Below are 15,191 nucleotides of genomic sequence, written 5' to 3' on the forward strand. Positions count from 1 at the left end.
CCGAACCCGGAAGCTAAGGCCACCAGCGCCGATGGTACTGCACTCGACAGGGTGTGGGAGAGTAGGACACCGCCGGAACATCATTCGCGAAAGCCCCCGACCACGGTCGGGGGCTTTCGGCGTTTTACGGAGTTTCCGTATCTCCCACGTGGGCGGATCGGACTACCGTGGTGCCATGTCCAGCACCAGGATCGGCAAACACATTCGCGCGCCACGGACGACGGTCTACGGGCTGCTGCTGGATGCCGAAGCGGTCGCGAAATGGCGGGTGCCCACCGGGATGACCAGCCACGTCCACGCATTCGAGCCGCGCGAGGGCGGTTGCTTCCGCATCACCCTCACTTACGACGATCCGACCGACACCGGTAAGACCACCGCGCAGTCCGACACCTACCAGGGGCGCTTCGTCACCCTGATTCCGGACGAACAGGTCGTCGAAATGCTCGAATTCGAGACCGACGACCCGGCCGCCAGCGGCGAGATGACCATCGCCATCACCCTTTCCGACGCGGAAGACGGCGGAACCGACCTCGTGGCGATCCACGAGGGCGTGCCGAGCGCGATCAAACCGGAAGACAACGAACTCGGCTGGCGCCTAGCGCTCGCCAAACTCGCCACGCTCGCGGAGACCGGCACGCTCGACTGAGCGGAGATCGGCACGCCCGATCGAGCATCCTGTCGTGCGAATTCAGCGCAGCGCCTGGTTCGCGCAGTGGCTCTCTCGCCGGGGCTCGATCCGGTAGGGCCGTAACATGTTCCACCGCTTCACCTGCTCACGGAGCGGCCGAGAGGTTGTGCCGGGCTGCTCCGCCAGACGGCAACCATGTGGCAGCCGTCCACATCCGTCGTTACCGTGAAGGAATGTCGCCGTTGGACGATCGGCACCCGTCCACCGTCACCGACTGGGATGATGCGCGACGTAAGGCTCGACTCCGGGAGACCCGCCTCGGGCACCGGTGGACGACGTTGCGCCGCACCAGGTTGGCACTTTTGCGGGTCGCCGCACTGCTGATACTCGTACTCATCGTGTTCACTCAGTACTGGGTGCACGATGTCGCTCCCGAGCGCGCCAGACTCGCGTTGACCGAGCCCGCGCTGCTGCCGGTCGCGACTCCCGCGCGAGAGGAGAACTGGGACACCGCGGTCGTCGACCTCGTCGGCCTCGGCGGATTGAACGCCTCCGACACGGCGTCCGCAATGCCAGCGCTGCGGCGGATGGGTGTGGTCTGGGCCATCAAATACGACAATCAGGGCATCGACAGCAAGGTGATCGCCGATCTCGTGGTCCGCGCCGCCCAGATGTCGGGCGTACGGAACATCGTGCTGGTCGGGCACAGCATGGGCGGGGTCATCGCGCTGGAGGTCGCCCAGCACATCCACTTGGACAGCGATCGGCGGCTGGTCGGCGTGCTACTGGACTGCACGCCTGTCGATTTGAACGCGGTACGCCCGGAGAGCCGCGGACGCGGCGAGGACATGCTGCGCTGGATGGGCTGGCTGCCGGGAGCGCGCGAGAGCCGCGCGCTGCGCATGGCCGTGGAGACCTACGCGCGGCGCGACCGGTTCGTCGATCGCGCCGCCGATCCCGTGCCCACGATCCGGTTCGCCGAATTGAGGGACGTCCTCGTGGAGGTCGCGACCGAAAAGGTGATGTCGCGCAACGCGGCGAGCAACGGGCTGATCGAATCCCAGTTCCTGGCCATCGTCGGTGGCGGCGCGATCGACAATCTACGCGCCCTCTCCCGTCCGGTGAACGGCAAGCCGCGCCCGGCCATTGTCTACATCCGGCCGCGCGACGCCGAACGGGACCGCGTCGTCGATGTCGAATACTCGCATCAGGTGCTGATCGAACGGGTGGGCGGAGTGGACGGCAGCCTGCTGGTCGTGCTGCCGCGTGGCACCGGCCACGCCAACCCGAGGCAGGCACCCGCGGAGTACGACAAGGTGATCGCCCAGCAGGTGCTGCCGTTCGTGCAGCGGTATCTGGATCAGGTGCGCGGGGTGCGCAGCGCCGCGGCGCCGCGCTGACACCGGTTCGAATCACGCTGCCGTTAGGCGACCCTGGACGCTGGCGTTCTCGGCCGATTCGGCAGAACGGACGCCGCGCCCGCCGAGCTGCGGGTCAGAGGCAAGGTGATGCGACGCAGGCTCGGACCGGGCAAGCCGATTCCGTTCGGCATCGCCCTGGGCCCGACGCTGCTGCTGGTGGCGGCGTGGGTGATCGGTGCTGCGCGCGGCTATCGGTCTCGGTCTCAGCGTGATCATCGGGGTGCTGCTCGCGAGCTGGCCGCCGGGTTGAGCCGCGTCGGAGAAGCGTTGCTGGACGGGCCGGTTCAGATCAATCGGGCGATTCCGACGCTGGCGCTGATCCCGCTGTTCATCGTCTGGTTCGGCATCGGCGGGGAGATGAAGCTCATCGTCATCACCGCAAGCGTGCTCGTCCCGGTATACGTCAACACGCACGCCCACCTGCGCAGCGTGGACGTCCGCTACATGGAACTCGCCGAGACGGTGCAGCTTTCGCGTGCGGGCTTCGTCCGCCGCCATCGCGGCCGCGGGCCGCTACGTCACGGTGGTGGTGCTGGATGTCGAAGATGTTGCGCGGCCACGGATTACCGCATCAAAGGGTCCGAGGTCTGTGGGTGCGAGGTGTGCGGGGGTCGGTGCGGACGCGCCCATGTACGCGCTGGTGGTGAGGTAGGTTGTGGTGGTGGCCATGAGGAGTCGCGATGAGGTCACGCACCGAATCGATCAGGTGTTCGTGGGCTCGATGCCGCTCACCGAGAACGAACTCGCACCGCCGAGCATCGACGCGCCGTATGTCATCGCGCATTTTCTCGGCCGCTCGCGGGCGGACATCGACCGCTCGAGCTTTCTGCCCGGCCTGCACATGGAAGACTTCATGTACATGACCGCGCAGGCCGTCGAGTACTACCTCCCCGCGGTGCTGAAGCTGATGCTGATCCAACCGTACGACTTCGAGCTCTGGATCTATCTCAGCAGCTTTCTCGGCAGTGCGCGACGCGACGACGAGACGACCCTGCGCGGCCTCCGCCCCGCACAGCACGCGGCGATCGCGGACTGGCTCGAGCTTCTGTCCCGGGAGATCGACGAGGGGATCGGAGTCGATCGCAAAGACGCCGCGAAGCTGGCGCGGCTCTATCGGCAGCTCGCGAACGCCGCGGCGTAGCCAGGCGGCAACTTCGGCGACGGGAGGACGGACATCGTGACCGTGGTCGTGTTCAGCGGACGCGGCTGCCGAGGAGGTGGCGCACGCCCGCGACGAACAGTTGCAGGCCGAAGTCGAATCGGGCTGTCGCGTCCGGTGTTTCGTCGATCGGGGTGTCCTCGGCGAGGGCGCCCGCCGAGTCCATCTGCATCCGGGACTGTTCGTCGACGGTCTGGCCGAGCACGTAGTACAGCAGGGTGAACGCGGACAGCTCCGCCTCGTGGCGCGGCATTCCGGCGCGGATGGCCGCGCTCGCCAGGCGTTCGCGGCCCTTGCTCGTGGTGAGGCGGGACGCGTAGGTCGAGGAGACCAGCTCGGCGCCGTCGCGGTAGGCGAGCAGGCAGTCGCGCAGCCGGTGTGCGAGTTCGGTGATCTGGCCCGACCACTCCTCGGCGGCCACCGGATCCTCCATAGGCGCGAGTATGCGGTCGGCGACGGCGCCGAGCAGCGCCTGTTTGTTGGGAAAGTGCCAGTACAGCGCGCCGGGCTGCACCTGAAGCGAGCTCGCCAGCCTGCGCATGGTCAGATCGGCGAGGCCGTACTGGTCGAGAATCGCGATGGCGCCGTCGACCACGTCCGCCCTGTGCAGCTGCACCCGAATTCCTTCCCCGTCGTGTTTTGACTCACTCCTACCGCTACCCTAGCCTGAACACCGTTCAAGTTGCACGGCCACCTCGAACGCGAGGTGCCGTCGCCGACAGGCAGACCAGCCGAAGGGATTCGTGCAGTGACCCAGGCACCCGTTGACACCGATGTTTTGGCGATCGCCCGCGAGCAGGTGCTCGAGCGCGGCGAGGGTCTGACCCAGGAGCAGACCCTCGAGGTGCTGCGGCTCGGCGACGACCGGCTGGAGGAACTGCTGGCTCTGGCCCACGAGGTGCGCATGAAGTGGTGCGGCCCCGAGGTCGAGGTCGAGGGCATCATCAGCCTCAAGACCGGCGGCTGCCCCGAGGACTGCCACTTCTGCTCGCAGTCCGGCCTCTTCCAGTCACCGGTGCGCGCCGCGTGGCTCGACATCCCGAGCCTGGTCGAGGCGGCCAAGCAGACCGCGAAGACCGGCGCCACCGAGTTCTGCATCGTCGCCGCGGTGCGCGGGCCGGACGAGCGGCTGATGGCTCAGGTCGCGGCGGGCGTCGAGGCCATCCGCAACGAGGTCGACATCCAGGTCGCCTGCTCGCTGGGCATGCTGACCCAGGAGCAGGTCGACCAGCTGGCCGCGATGGGCGTGCACCGCTACAACCACAACCTGGAGACCGCCAAGTCGCACTTCCCGCAGGTCGTCACCACGCACACCTGGGAGGAGCGCTGGGACACGCTGCGCATGGTGCGCGAGGCGGGCATGGAGGTGTGCTGCGGCGGCATCCTCGGCATGGGCGAGACACTGGAGCAGCGCGCCGAATTCGCCGCGCAGCTGGCCGAATTGGAGCCCGACGAGGTGCCGCTGAACTTCCTCAACCCGCGCCCGGGAACCCCGTTCGGTGACCTCGAGGTGCTGCCCGCCGCCGACGCGCTGCGCGCCGTCGCCGCGTTCCGCCTCGCGCTGCCGCGCACCATTCTCCGCTTCGCGGGCGGCCGTGAGATCACCCTCGGCGATCTCGGCGCCAAGCAGGGCATCCTCGGCGGCATCAACGCCGTCATCGTCGGCAACTACCTGACGACGCTCGGCCGCCCCGCCGAGGCGGACCTCGATCTGCTCGGCGAGCTGAAGATGCCGATCAAGGCGCTCAACGAAACGCTGTAGGGCCCTGCCATGAGTACTGTCATGGATATGGACGAGCGCTACAACCCGTTCACCGGCAAACGGATCGTGCCAGGTCTCGACGACGCGGTGCCGGCCGCGGCCGCGTTGGGCCTCGAGCCGCCGCGCTTCTGCGAGCAGTGCGGGCGCCGCATGATCGTGCAGGTGAGTCCCGACGGCTGGTGGGCCAAGTGCTCGCGGCACGGCGTGATCGACTCGAAGAGTCTGGAACACCGCTAGTGGCGACCGTGCGGGCGGACGGCGTCCGGAGCGAGGCGGGAGCGGCGCTGCTGGTCCTGGCGGCGGTGGCGGTGTGCAGCGCGCTCGTCGGCGTGCTGTGGGGTTGGCTGGCGCCGACCGAGCAGCTGCTGGTCACCGAGCCGGGACGTGGCGCGCCGCTGACCGGGGAGAGCACGCACCAGTTCGACGCGGTCGCGCTGTTCGTCTGCGCGGGGGCGGTGACCGGCTTGCTCACCGCGGTGGCGGCCTGGCGGCTGCGCACCATACGCGGTCCGCTGCTCCAGGTCGGGCTGCTGTCCGGCTCGCTGATCGGCGCGTATCTGATGGCGTGGGTGGGGGAGTCGGTCGCCGAGTCGCTGCATCCGCGCCCAGACGACCCGCCGGTCGGCCAGATCGTCGAGCTGCCAACGCAAGTCGGTACCGCCCTCGCGTTCATCGTGCAGCCGCTGGTTGCTTCGCTGGTGCTGCTGTTCCTCGCGGCGCTCAGTCCGTCCGAGGATCTCGGCACCGGCTACGGCAGCGCATTCGGTCGCTATCGCCGGGCCGCGGAGTTCGAGCCGATCGGGTTCGACGCCGCCGTGCCCCGCGCGCCGTACGGAAGCGTCTATGGCGGTTACGATCCGGCGACCGAGGACGGGTCGGGATCCGTGTCGCGTCCGGCTCGCTGACCCGTCGCCCAACCGTTGCCTTCGCGGCCCTGCTTTCGTGCCTCTACCACGTAAAATGGTGGAAAACCGTTGCGTTCGGAGAGGGACGGGGCGTGGCGTTCATCGGTGGGGGTCCGGTCGTCGAGGAGATCGACGCGAAGTTCTGGGTGTTGTCGGAGCCGCTCGTTTATCAGGGTGATATGCAGGAGTTCATTGTGCCCGCGGGCTTCCGCACCGATTTCGCGTCGGTGCCGCGCGCGCTGGTCTGGCTTATTCCCCGCTACGGCGCCTACACCCGCGCTGCCATCCTGCACGACTACTTGCTGCACTCGCGCGAGGTGAGCACCGCGGACGCCGACGCCCTGTTCCGCCGCTGCCTGCGGGAGTTCGGCGTCTCGGTGCCGCGCCGCTGGATGATGTGGGCGGCGGTGCGCTCGGCGAACCGGCTGGCCGGTGCGAACGCGCGCGAGTTCGCCTTGTTCCTGCTCGTCGCGGTGCCCTCGGTGCTCTTCCTCGCGATGCCTGTCGTCGTGGTGACGCTGTCCCTGTGGTTCTTCTGGTTGGTGGAGCTGGTGTTCTGGGGCGCGGGCCGTCTCATCGCGCACACGGCTGCGCCGCCTCCGACACCCCAGATGAAAACGGCCTGAACGGATTTCGGGCCGCTGGCCAGCACACCGGAAAATCGGTGGAACGGTCCGCTTCCGGCCGCTACCGTGACCCGGCAAGCAAACGGGTGAGCCAAGGGGAGGAGGTGAACGACCATGCACGCCCAACCGCACACCACGAAGCAACCCGACCCGTCCCGAACCCCTTCGGAACGCCCGGATCTGACCGCCTGGCGCCGCCGCCACGAACTCCGCCGCTCCAACGCGGCTCAACCCATTCCAGGCAACCACCGCTACCGCCGCACACCGAAACACCGAAATCGTTCCCACGACGCGTGATTCGGCCGCCGGGGTTCATTCGGCGCGGGGGCGGAGGGCGGCGAATTCGTCGGTGACGCGGAGGCCGGAGTCGGTGAAGCGGTAGACGGCGGCGGGGCGGCCGCCCGCGCGGCCGGGGGCGGCGGTGGCACCGGTGGGGGTGATCACCTTGCGGCGTGCGAGGACGCGCTGGAGGTTGGTGGTGTCCACGTCGTAACCCAATGCCGCGCAGTAGATTTCGCGCAGCGTCGACATAGTGAAAGTGGACGGGGCGAGCGCGAAGGCGATGTTGGTGTAGGAGAGCTTGGCTGCCAGCCGGGTGCGGGCGTGGTCGACGACCGTGCCGTGGTCGAAGGACATGGCGGGCAGTGCGGAAACCGGGTGCCATGCGGTGTCGCCGGGCAGTTCCGGCTCGGCGGTCAGCGGGACCAACCCGAGGTAGGCCGAGGCGATCCGGCGCGGACCGGGCACGCGGTCGGGGTCGCTGAAGACCGAGAGCTGCTCCAGGTGGGTCAGCTCGCGCACGTCGACCTTCTCGGCGAGCTGTCTGCGCGCCGAGCCGTCCAGGTCCTCGCCATCGCCCAGTCGTCCGCCGGGCAGCGACCAGGTGCCCTTCTGGGGGTCGAGCGCGCGCTCCCACAGCAACACGGCCAGCTCGGTGCGCTGGCCGGGCGGGCACGGGCCCGATACGCCATTCGTGACGCCCTGACCTGCCGTTTTGCCGGTCGGGAAGCGGCGAACCTGGAACACCGCGGTGAGCGATTCGTGGATGGTGCTACTATGGGGCACGTTTTCGATTGTAAGACGAAAACCTGGTTTGGTGTGAATCGGCGGTGTTGCCGGGCGCACGAGGAAGGGAGCCATCATGGCGACGACGGGTGCGAAGCTGGCGCCTCCGCTGATGGGGCAGGTGTTCGACGGACCGTCCGGCTACACGGGTGTCGCGGCGACGCCCGAGTGGGCGCAGGAGGTCAAGCGTCTGGCGAGGGAGCGCAACGCGACCATTCTCGCGCACAACTACCAGCTGCCCGAGATCCAGGACGTGGCCGATCACGTCGGTGACTCGCTGGCGCTCTCGCGGATCGCGGCCGAGGCACCCGAGGACACCATCGTGTTCTGCGGCGTGCACTTCATGGCCGAGACCGCGAAGATCCTCAGCCCGGAGAAGACCGTGCTGATCCCGGACCAGCGCGCGGGCTGCTCGCTTGCGGACTCGATCAGCGCCGCCGAGCTGCGTGAATGGAAAGCCGAGCACCCGAACGCGGTCGTGGTGTCCTACGTGAACACCACCGCCGAGGTGAAGGCGCTCACCGACATCTGCTGCACCTCGTCCAACGCCGTCGACGTGGTCGCCTCCATCGACCCCGACCGCGAGGTGCTGTTCCTGCCGGACCAGTTCCTCGGCGCGCACGTCAAGCGGGTCACCGGCCGCGAGAACATGCACATCTGGGCGGGCGAATGCCACGTGCACGCGGGCATCAACGGCGACGAGCTCACCGAGCAGGCGCGCAGCCACCCGGACGCCGAGCTGTTCGTTCACCCCGAGTGCGGTTGCGCCACCTCGGCGCTGTACCTCGCGGGCGAGGGCGCGTTCCCGGCCGACCGGGTGCACATCCTGTCCACCGGCGGCATGATTGACGCCGCCAAGGCCGCAAAGTCGAGCCAGGTCCTGGTCGCCACCGAGGTCGGCATGCTGCACCAGCTGCGCAAGGCCGCCCCCGGCATCGACTTCCAGGCCGTCAACGACCGCGCCTCCTGCAAGTACATGAAGATGATCACCCCCGCCGCCCTGCTGCGCTGCCTGGTGGAGGGCGCCGACGAGGTGCACGTGGATCCGGAAACCGCGGCGCTCGGCCGCAATTCGGTGCAGCGGATGATCGCGATCGGCAATCCGGGCGGCGGCGAGTGAGCCGACGCCGTCGGCATGCGGCGGGCGACGTCGCGTGACTTCGGCGGGCGCGGTGGTCTCCGCGCCCGAGCTCGGAACGAGAGGCTGGCGGAGATGAATGCTCCGGTAATCGAGTGGGAGGCCTCGGCCGACCTGGTGGTGATCGGCGGTGGCGTCGCCGGACTGACGGCGGCGCGCACCGCGTCACTGCGCGGGCTGCGGGTTCTCACGCTCAGCAAGGGCGGGCCGATCGACACCTCCACCCAGTACGCGCAGGGCGGCATCGCCGTCGTCGCGCCGCACGGTGATTCGATCGAGTCGCACGTGCGGGACACGGTGGAGGCGGGGGCCGGTCTGTGCGAGACGACGGCGGTGCGCGCGATCGTCGAGGGCGGGCAGGCCGCCGTCGCGGCGCTCACCGACCTCGGCGCGGTGTTCGATCTCGGCCGGGACGGCCAGATTTCGCGCACCAGGGAGGGCGGGCACAGCACGCGCCGCATCATCCACGCCGGCGGCGACGCGACCGGCGCGGAGGTACAGCGCGCACTCAACGCGGCGGGTCTTCCGGTGCTGTTCGGCGCGGCGGCCTGCGAGGTGGTCACCGGGCCGAGCGGGGTGCAGGGCGTGATCGCGGTGTCGGACAGGGGTTTCGGCGTGGTGCACACCCCGGCCGTGCTGCTCGCCACCGGCGGGCTCGGCCAGCTCTACGCGCTGAGCACCAACCCGCCGGGCGCCACCGCCGACGGCATCGCGCTGGCGCTGTGGGCGGGCGCGACCGTCGCGGACCTGGAATTCGTGCAGTTCCATCCGACGGTGCTGTACACGCCGGGCGGGCTCGGCCGGCGGCCGCTGATCAGCGAGGCGGTGCGCGGCGAGGGCGCGACTCTGGTGGACGCCGAGGGCAATTCGGTGACAGCGGGGGTGCATCCGCGCGGTGATCTCGCGCCGCGCGACGTCGTCTCCCGCGCCATCGCCGCACGGATGCGCGAGCTCGGCACCGATCACGTCTTCCTCGACGGCCGCGCGATCGACGGTTTCGCCCAGCGTTTTCCGACGATCACCGCGTCTTGCCTCGCCGCGGGCATCGATCCGCGGACGGCCCTGATTCCCGTCGCGCCCGCGGCGCACTATCAGTGCGGCGGCGTGGTCACCGATCCGCACGGCCGCACCGGCGTGCCCGGGCTATACGCCGCGGGGGAGGTGGCGCGGACCGGTTTGCACGGTGCGAATCGGTTGGCGTCCAACAGCTTGCTGGAGGGCCTCGTCGTCGGCGAGCGGGCGGGCGCGGCGGCCGTGGAGCGCCTCGGCGCGCCCGCGGAGGTCACCGACGTGCGACCGCGGACCATGCCACGGGCTCCGCGCGCGGCGCTGCAGCAGGTCATGACCGCGCACGCCGCGGTGGTGCGGGACAGGGACGGGCTCGCGGGTGCGGCGGCGACGCTGGAACGCGCGGTGCTGCGCGGCATGTCGAGCCGGTTGGCCGATTCCGGGACCGTCGTGCCGCCCGCACCGGACGACTTGGCCGCCCGCCGGATCGCGGAACTGGAGGACGGCGCGCTGACGCTCACGGCCCGCGTGCTGCTGCTCGCCGCGGCGGCCCGCACCGAAAGCCGTGGCTGCCATACGCGATCCGATCACCCCGAGCCGGACGAGGCGCTGCGGCACAGCATTCCGATCCGCTTGGACGCCGACGGCCGCCCGGATGTGTTCCTGGTGGGCGGCTCGCCGGAGGGAGAGCCGCTGGCCTCCCGCCTTGCCGACGACCCCGAAGCCCCGGCACTGAGCGTGGCGGTGCCGTGAGGCCCGATATCGACTTCCGCTCGCGCTCGCCGCGGGCCGACAGAGGAGGAGTGCACTGATGGCGCTGGACGCCGCACTCGAGCGCGACGAGGTGCTCGCGCTCATTCGCACCGCGCTGGACGAAGACCTGCGCTACGGACCCGACGTCACCACGATGGCGACGGTGCCCGCCGACGCGGCGGTGAAGGCCTCGGTGGTGTCCCGGCAACCGGGCACCGTGGCGGGCATCGACGTGGGGCTGCTCGTGCTCGACGAGGTGATCGGGCCGGATGTCTACGAGGTCACCGAGCGGGTAGCCGACGGGACCCGGGTGCACGCGGGTGACGTCGTGCTCGGCGTGGTCGCGCCGACCAGGGGGCTGCTCACGGCCGAGCGGACCATGCTGAACCTGCTGTGCCACCTGTCCGGCATCGCGACCGCCACCGCGGCCTGGGTCGACGAGGTCGAGGGGACCGGTTGCCGGATCCGGGACAGCCGCAAGACGCTGCCCGGCCTGCGTGGCCTGCAGAAGTACGCGGTCCGGGTCGGCGGCGGCGTGAACCATCGGATGGGTCTCGGCGACGCGGCGCTGATCAAGGACAACCATGTCGTCGCGGCGGGTTCGGTGGTCGACGCGCTGCGCGCGGTGCGCGAGCTGGCTCCCGACGTGCCGTGCGAGGTGGAGGTCGACAGCCTCGAACAGCTGGACGCGGTGCTCGCCGAGAACGTGGAACTGGTGCTGCTGGACAACTTTCCGCTGTGGCAGACCCAGGCGGCCGTGCAGCGGCGCAACGCCGTCGCGCCGGAGACCGAGCTCGAGTCGTCAGGCGGGCTCAGCCTGGAGATGGCGGCGGACTACGCGCGCACCGGCGTGGATTACCTCGCCGTCGGCGCGCTGACCCATTCGGTGCGGGTGCTGGATCTGGGCCTGGACATGTAAGCGTCGCGACCGAGGCGGCAACGCGTCGGTCGGGCGGGGCCACCATGGCGCGTGCGGCCTGGTTCTCGTCGGTGATCCGATCGAGAAGAGGGGTCGGCATTCGTCGGCAAAAGGCGCAGACTGTTTCGTAGGACGGCTTGACGCCGTGCATCCGACTGTCCATCGTCACCGGGACACGGTGGCGCGCCGGCTAACGAGTGGAGGTCCACAATGTCCATGTCATCGACGGTGGAGGCATGCCTGCGCGAAGCGGGCGTCGAATACGAAGTGGTGCGTCATCCGCACAGCTACACCAGCGCCCATACCGCGTCGGTGGCCAACATCCCTGGTGATCGTCTCGCCAAGACGATCGTGCTCGAGGACGAGCAGGGCTACGTCGGCGCGGTGCTGCCATCCACCCATCACCTGCGCCTGTCGAAACTCTGGTCGCAGACCGGACGGCATCTTGTGCTGGCCAAGGAGTCCGAGCTCCGCGACGTCTTCAAGGACTGCGAGGTCGGTGCGATCCCGGCCGTCTGCACCGCGTACGGCGTGCGGACGCTGATGGACGAAAGCCTCACCACGGTGCCCGACGTCTATTTCGAGGCGGGCGACCACGAGGCGCTGGTCCACCTGCGCACGGATCAGTTCCTGCGTTTGATGGAGCGGGCGGAGAAGGCGCACTTCTCGAAGAGCGGCAAGAGCAGCACCGAGGAAGCCGCGATGTGAACAGGTGGCGAGCGAACGCACGGCGCGGACTCATGTCGTGACCGCGGCGCCTTCGCTCCCGCGCGGAAGGAACACGCCCTGATCAGAGGGCGCGCACCATGGTTCGCTGGTGCACGCGCCCGCCCCGATATCGCAGGCCGGGCACCAGGGGTTCCGCGCCGTGCGCGGCGAAGCCCATCCGCTCGAAAAACCGTACGGCGCGGGTGTTCTCGACCACGGTCTGGAGGTGACAGCCGGGGGAGCCCGCGGCCGCGGCGTGCTCGAGGAATCGAGATATCAGCGCGTCCGCCGCGCCGGTGCCCCTGCCCTCGTCGGCCACGTTGATGTGCAGGTGCGAGGGCCAGCGCGGGTCGGTGAACTCGCCCGCGGTGGGCAGGCGGCGCAACTTCGCGCCCACCGTGTCGAGCGCGGCGCGCCCGAAGAACGCCGCGGGCCCGCGCCGGAAGATCAAGCGGTATCGGCGAATCGCCTCGTCGATGCGCTGGTCTTCACCGGGGAACGCCGCGCTGTCGACGCAGCCCGCGAGATAGCCGATCAGCGCGCCGTCGCGCACGGCGACGAACAGCGACCTCGGTTCGAGATCCATATAGGGATCGAGATAGATCGCCGCCTCGGACTCCGGATGACCCCACAGCGACTCCGTAGGCGCCCCGGCGCCTGCGCGCCGGGCGAGGACGCGCAACTCGTCACGATCGGACTCGGTGAACCCGCGAATCTCCACCGCACCCAAACTACCGGCACGAGCGGCCTCGTTCGGTGCGCGTCAGCCTGCCAAGCTCGCCGTCAAGCGGCACAGCAGCGTCTCGAACTGTTCGAGGATCTCGGGCGGGTACTCGGCCAAGATCGCGTCCTGGCGTTCGTTGTACGGGCGGAAGAACTCATCTGCCCGTTCTTTGACCTGCGCGCTGGTGCGCAGGGTCACCACGCGCCGGTCGGTGTGCTCGCGCGTGCGGGTGAGGTAGCCGGCGTCTTCCAGCCGGTTGAGCAGCGAACTCATCGCGCCCGAGGTCAACGCGATGCGCTTGCTCAGCAGGGCGGGCGAGATCGGCGTGCCGAGCGCCTCGGCGGAGGCGATCTCCAGCAGGGCGAACGCGTCGGTGGAGTGCACGCCGAGGTCCGCGGCGAAGCGGCGGCCGAGCTCGGCGAAGCTCGCGCCGTAGGACAGCAGTCCCTCGGAGAGGCGTTCACGTTGCGCCGCAGGGTCGTTCGACACCGGCACTCCTTTCTCGATGGGCCTGAGCTCGTGCCAGCACGGATTGACAACTTACCCCGCGACGGAATAGCTTCATCATAAAGTAACTTCATGATGGAGGTAAATTGCCGACCGAGACCGAGACACCCACCGCCCGGCGCTGGCTGGGGCTGATCGCCGTCGCTTTGGGTGTCGCACTGATCGTCGTGGACCTGACCATCGTCAACGTGATCGTCGCGCCGATCATCGACGACCTCGGCATCACCTCGATCGAGGCGCAGTGGATCCAGGAGTCCTACGCCATCGTGTTCGCGGCGCTGCTGCTGCTCACCGGCCGCCTCGCCGATCTGTACGGTGCGCGAAGGCTTTTCGTCATCGGGCTGGTGATCTTCGGGGTGACCAGCCTGCTGGCCGCCGCGGCGCCGAACGGGGCCGCGCTCATCGCGGCCCGCTTCCTACAGGGCATCGGCGGCGCCATGATCCTGCCGACCTCGCTGGCACTGGTGAACGCGGGCTTCTCGGGGCAGGCGCGCGCCAAGGCGTTCGCGATCTGGGGTTCGACCATCGGCGCGGCGGCCGCGGTCGGCCCGTTGCTCGGCGGCTGGCTGGCGGACTTCTCGTGGCGGTGGGCCTTCGGGATCAACATCCCGCTGGTGCTGGCGATCGTCGCCGCGGTGCTGCGCTTCCTGCCCGCCTCGCCGCGCGTCCGAGGGGGCGTCGACCTGCGCGGCGCGGCACTGTCGGTCCTCGGCCTAGGGTTGCTGTCGTTCGCGTTGATCGAGGGTCGCCACTACGGGTGGGTGCGCACGATCGAGCCGCTGGTGATCGGGGAAGTGGCCTGGCGCGGGGGGCCGTCGCCGGTGCTCGTCGCCCTGCTCGCGGCGGCAGGCGCGCTGGCGCTGTGCTGGCGCAGACAGCGGCGGTTGGTGCGGACGGGTGGCGATCCCCTGCTGGACGTCCGGCTGTTCGCCGTTCCCTCGTTCCGCAACGGCAATGTCGTCACGATCGTGGTCGGCGTCGGCGAGTTCGGGATCATCGCGGTGCTGCCGCTGTGGATGCAGTTCACCCTCGGCTACACCGCCTTCCAAACCGGACTGGCCCTTGCCGCGCTCGCGGTCGGCAGTTTCTGCGCCAGCGGGGCGAGTTTCTCGATGACCGCGTCGGCGATGGCGCAGGTCCGCATCGGCCTGCTGCTCGAGGCCGCTGGGCTGGCGCTGCTCGCGCTCGTGGCCGCGGCGGACACGCCCTGGTGGCCCATCGTGCTCGCCCTGTTCGTCTACGGCGTCGGCGTCGGATTCGCCACCGCGCAGGTGACGAACGTGGTGCTCGCCGACGTGCCCCCCGAACACGGCGGCCAGGGCTCGGGAATCCAAAGCGCGGCACGGGAACTCGGCTCCGCTCTCGGCATAGCCCTGCTCACCACGCTCTTCTTCGGCGTGCTCGACGCCGACCTGCGCGACCGCCTCGCCGGTACACCCGCCGCCGACGACCTGACCGACGCCGTCACAGCCAGCGCCGGATCATCCATCCCCGCCCTCGCAGCCGACCCCACTACCGCCCCGATCGCCGAGGCCGCCCGCGCGGCCATGACCTCCGGCCTCGCGATCGCCGCTTACGTCTGCGCGGGGCTGCTCATCCTGGCCTTGGCCACCACCGTGTCCATCCGCCAACGCCCGGCGAGTTCCGCCCCGCGCGCCGAGGTAGACGAACGAGTCCGTTAGCCCACACGGTTGCCCGCGGGTCGGCCGCACCACGCTGGCCGAGCTGCCACACACTCTGCATACGTCGCACAGGCTCGACGCCTTTGTGAGGCGTAGGCGGCATGTGTGGCAGCGGGCTCTCCCAGCGGGATGGGCTGGTACCCGGTGGCATCGCATGGCGTTTGCGCGCCTCGCAGGGCATAGAGC

General features: G+C 69.6%; 17 protein-coding genes. 13 read left to right on the top strand and 4 right to left on the bottom strand.

Annotated elements, in window-relative coordinates:
* Window positions 1-175 precede the first annotated feature (175 nt).
* From AB0H50_RS31550 to AB0H50_RS31565, 4 genes are all read left to right on the top strand, one after another.
* Window positions 176-646: an SRPBCC domain-containing protein gene (locus AB0H50_RS31550; protein WP_357459885.1), complete on the top strand. Its 471-nt coding sequence runs from the start codon at window positions 176-178 to the stop codon at window positions 644-646.
* A gap of 215 nt (window positions 647-861) precedes the next feature.
* Window positions 862-2,028, top strand: coding sequence for an alpha/beta hydrolase (locus tag AB0H50_RS31555; protein ID WP_357459887.1), 1,167 nt, complete (start codon window positions 862-864; stop codon window positions 2,026-2,028).
* 108 nt (window positions 2,029-2,136) lie between these two features.
* Entirely contained in the window at window positions 2,137-2,733 is a 597-nt protein-coding gene (locus AB0H50_RS31560; protein WP_357459889.1) for an ABC transporter permease subunit, read from the top strand.
* Window positions 2,717-3,190, top strand: coding sequence for a hypothetical protein (locus AB0H50_RS31565; RefSeq protein WP_357459892.1), 474 nt, complete (start codon window positions 2,717-2,719; stop codon window positions 3,188-3,190). Before AB0H50_RS31560 ends, AB0H50_RS31565 begins: the two co-directional genes overlap by 17 nt.
* Before the next feature lie 52 nt (window positions 3,191-3,242).
* Here the strand turns inward: AB0H50_RS31565 and AB0H50_RS31570 are convergent, their stop codons facing one another.
* On the bottom strand, window positions 3,243-3,824 hold the full coding sequence (locus AB0H50_RS31570; RefSeq protein ID WP_357459894.1) for a TetR/AcrR family transcriptional regulator C-terminal domain-containing protein: 582 nt from the start codon (window positions 3,822-3,824) through the stop codon (window positions 3,243-3,245).
* A 132-nt stretch (window positions 3,825-3,956) separates the two neighbouring features.
* Between AB0H50_RS31570 and bioB the strand changes: the two genes are divergently transcribed.
* From bioB to AB0H50_RS31590, 4 genes are all read left to right on the top strand, one after another.
* The gene (bioB, locus tag AB0H50_RS31575) at window positions 3,957-4,970 is read left to right on the top strand and encodes a biotin synthase BioB (RefSeq protein WP_068068418.1); all 1,014 of its coding nucleotides are present in this window, start codon (window positions 3,957-3,959) and stop codon (window positions 4,968-4,970) included.
* A gap of 9 nt (window positions 4,971-4,979) precedes the next feature.
* Window positions 4,980-5,207: a hypothetical protein gene (locus AB0H50_RS31580; protein ID WP_097248370.1), complete on the top strand. Its 228-nt coding sequence runs from the start codon at window positions 4,980-4,982 to the stop codon at window positions 5,205-5,207.
* Window positions 5,207-5,875: a DUF2567 domain-containing protein gene (locus AB0H50_RS31585; protein WP_357459897.1), complete on the top strand. Its 669-nt coding sequence runs from the start codon at window positions 5,207-5,209 to the stop codon at window positions 5,873-5,875. Before AB0H50_RS31580 ends, AB0H50_RS31585 begins: the two co-directional genes overlap by 1 nt.
* A gap of 92 nt (window positions 5,876-5,967) precedes the next feature.
* Window positions 5,968-6,501 carry a DUF1353 domain-containing protein gene (locus AB0H50_RS31590; RefSeq protein WP_357459899.1) on the top strand — a complete coding sequence of 178 codons (534 nt, stop codon included), beginning with the start codon at window positions 5,968-5,970 and terminating at the stop codon, window positions 6,499-6,501.
* 312 nt (window positions 6,502-6,813) lie between these two features.
* Here AB0H50_RS31590 and AB0H50_RS31595 read toward each other — a convergent pair whose 3' ends face one another.
* Window positions 6,814-7,566, bottom strand: a complete 753-nt coding sequence (locus tag AB0H50_RS31595) for an NUDIX domain-containing protein (protein ID WP_357459902.1) — start codon at window positions 7,564-7,566, stop codon at window positions 6,814-6,816.
* 76 nt (window positions 7,567-7,642) lie between these two features.
* Here AB0H50_RS31595 and nadA point away from each other — a divergent pair, with 76 nt between their 5' ends.
* The 4 genes from nadA (at window position 7,643) to AB0H50_RS31615 (ending at window position 12,092) form a co-directional block, all read left to right on the top strand.
* Window positions 7,643-8,686: a quinolinate synthase NadA gene (gene nadA, locus AB0H50_RS31600; RefSeq protein ID WP_357459904.1), complete on the top strand. Its 1,044-nt coding sequence runs from the start codon at window positions 7,643-7,645 to the stop codon at window positions 8,684-8,686.
* Window positions 8,687-8,779: 93 nt separating this feature from the next.
* The gene (locus AB0H50_RS31605) at window positions 8,780-10,465 is read left to right on the top strand and encodes an L-aspartate oxidase (RefSeq protein WP_357459907.1); all 1,686 of its coding nucleotides are present in this window, start codon (window positions 8,780-8,782) and stop codon (window positions 10,463-10,465) included.
* Window positions 10,466-10,523: 58 nt separating this feature from the next.
* Window positions 10,524-11,384, top strand: coding sequence for a carboxylating nicotinate-nucleotide diphosphorylase (gene nadC, locus AB0H50_RS31610; RefSeq protein WP_357459910.1), 861 nt, complete (start codon window positions 10,524-10,526; stop codon window positions 11,382-11,384).
* A 210-nt stretch (window positions 11,385-11,594) separates the two neighbouring features.
* Entirely contained in the window at window positions 11,595-12,092 is a 498-nt protein-coding gene (locus AB0H50_RS31615) for a YbaK/EbsC family protein (RefSeq protein ID WP_357459912.1), read from the top strand.
* Window positions 12,093-12,174: 82 nt separating this feature from the next.
* Here AB0H50_RS31615 and AB0H50_RS31620 read toward each other — a convergent pair whose 3' ends face one another.
* Together AB0H50_RS31620 and AB0H50_RS31625 are read right to left on the bottom strand one after the other, a co-directional pair.
* Window positions 12,175-12,813 (bottom strand): GNAT family N-acetyltransferase, encoded by a 639-nt coding sequence (locus AB0H50_RS31620; RefSeq protein WP_357459915.1) that lies wholly within the window; start codon window positions 12,811-12,813, stop codon window positions 12,175-12,177.
* Window positions 12,814-12,855: 42 nt separating this feature from the next.
* Window positions 12,856-13,305, bottom strand: a complete 450-nt coding sequence (locus AB0H50_RS31625) for a MarR family transcriptional regulator (protein ID WP_357459917.1) — start codon at window positions 13,303-13,305, stop codon at window positions 12,856-12,858.
* Between the two features lie 104 nt (window positions 13,306-13,409).
* Here AB0H50_RS31625 and AB0H50_RS31630 point away from each other — a divergent pair, with 104 nt between their 5' ends.
* Window positions 13,410-15,005 carry a DHA2 family efflux MFS transporter permease subunit gene (locus AB0H50_RS31630; RefSeq protein ID WP_357459919.1) on the top strand — a complete coding sequence of 532 codons (1,596 nt, stop codon included), beginning with the start codon at window positions 13,410-13,412 and terminating at the stop codon, window positions 15,003-15,005.
* Window positions 15,006-15,191 lie beyond the last annotated feature (186 nt).

This window comes from Nocardia sp. NPDC050793 (assembly GCF_040654065.1).
Classification (GTDB): Bacteria; Actinomycetota; Actinomycetes; order Mycobacteriales; family Mycobacteriaceae; genus Nocardia.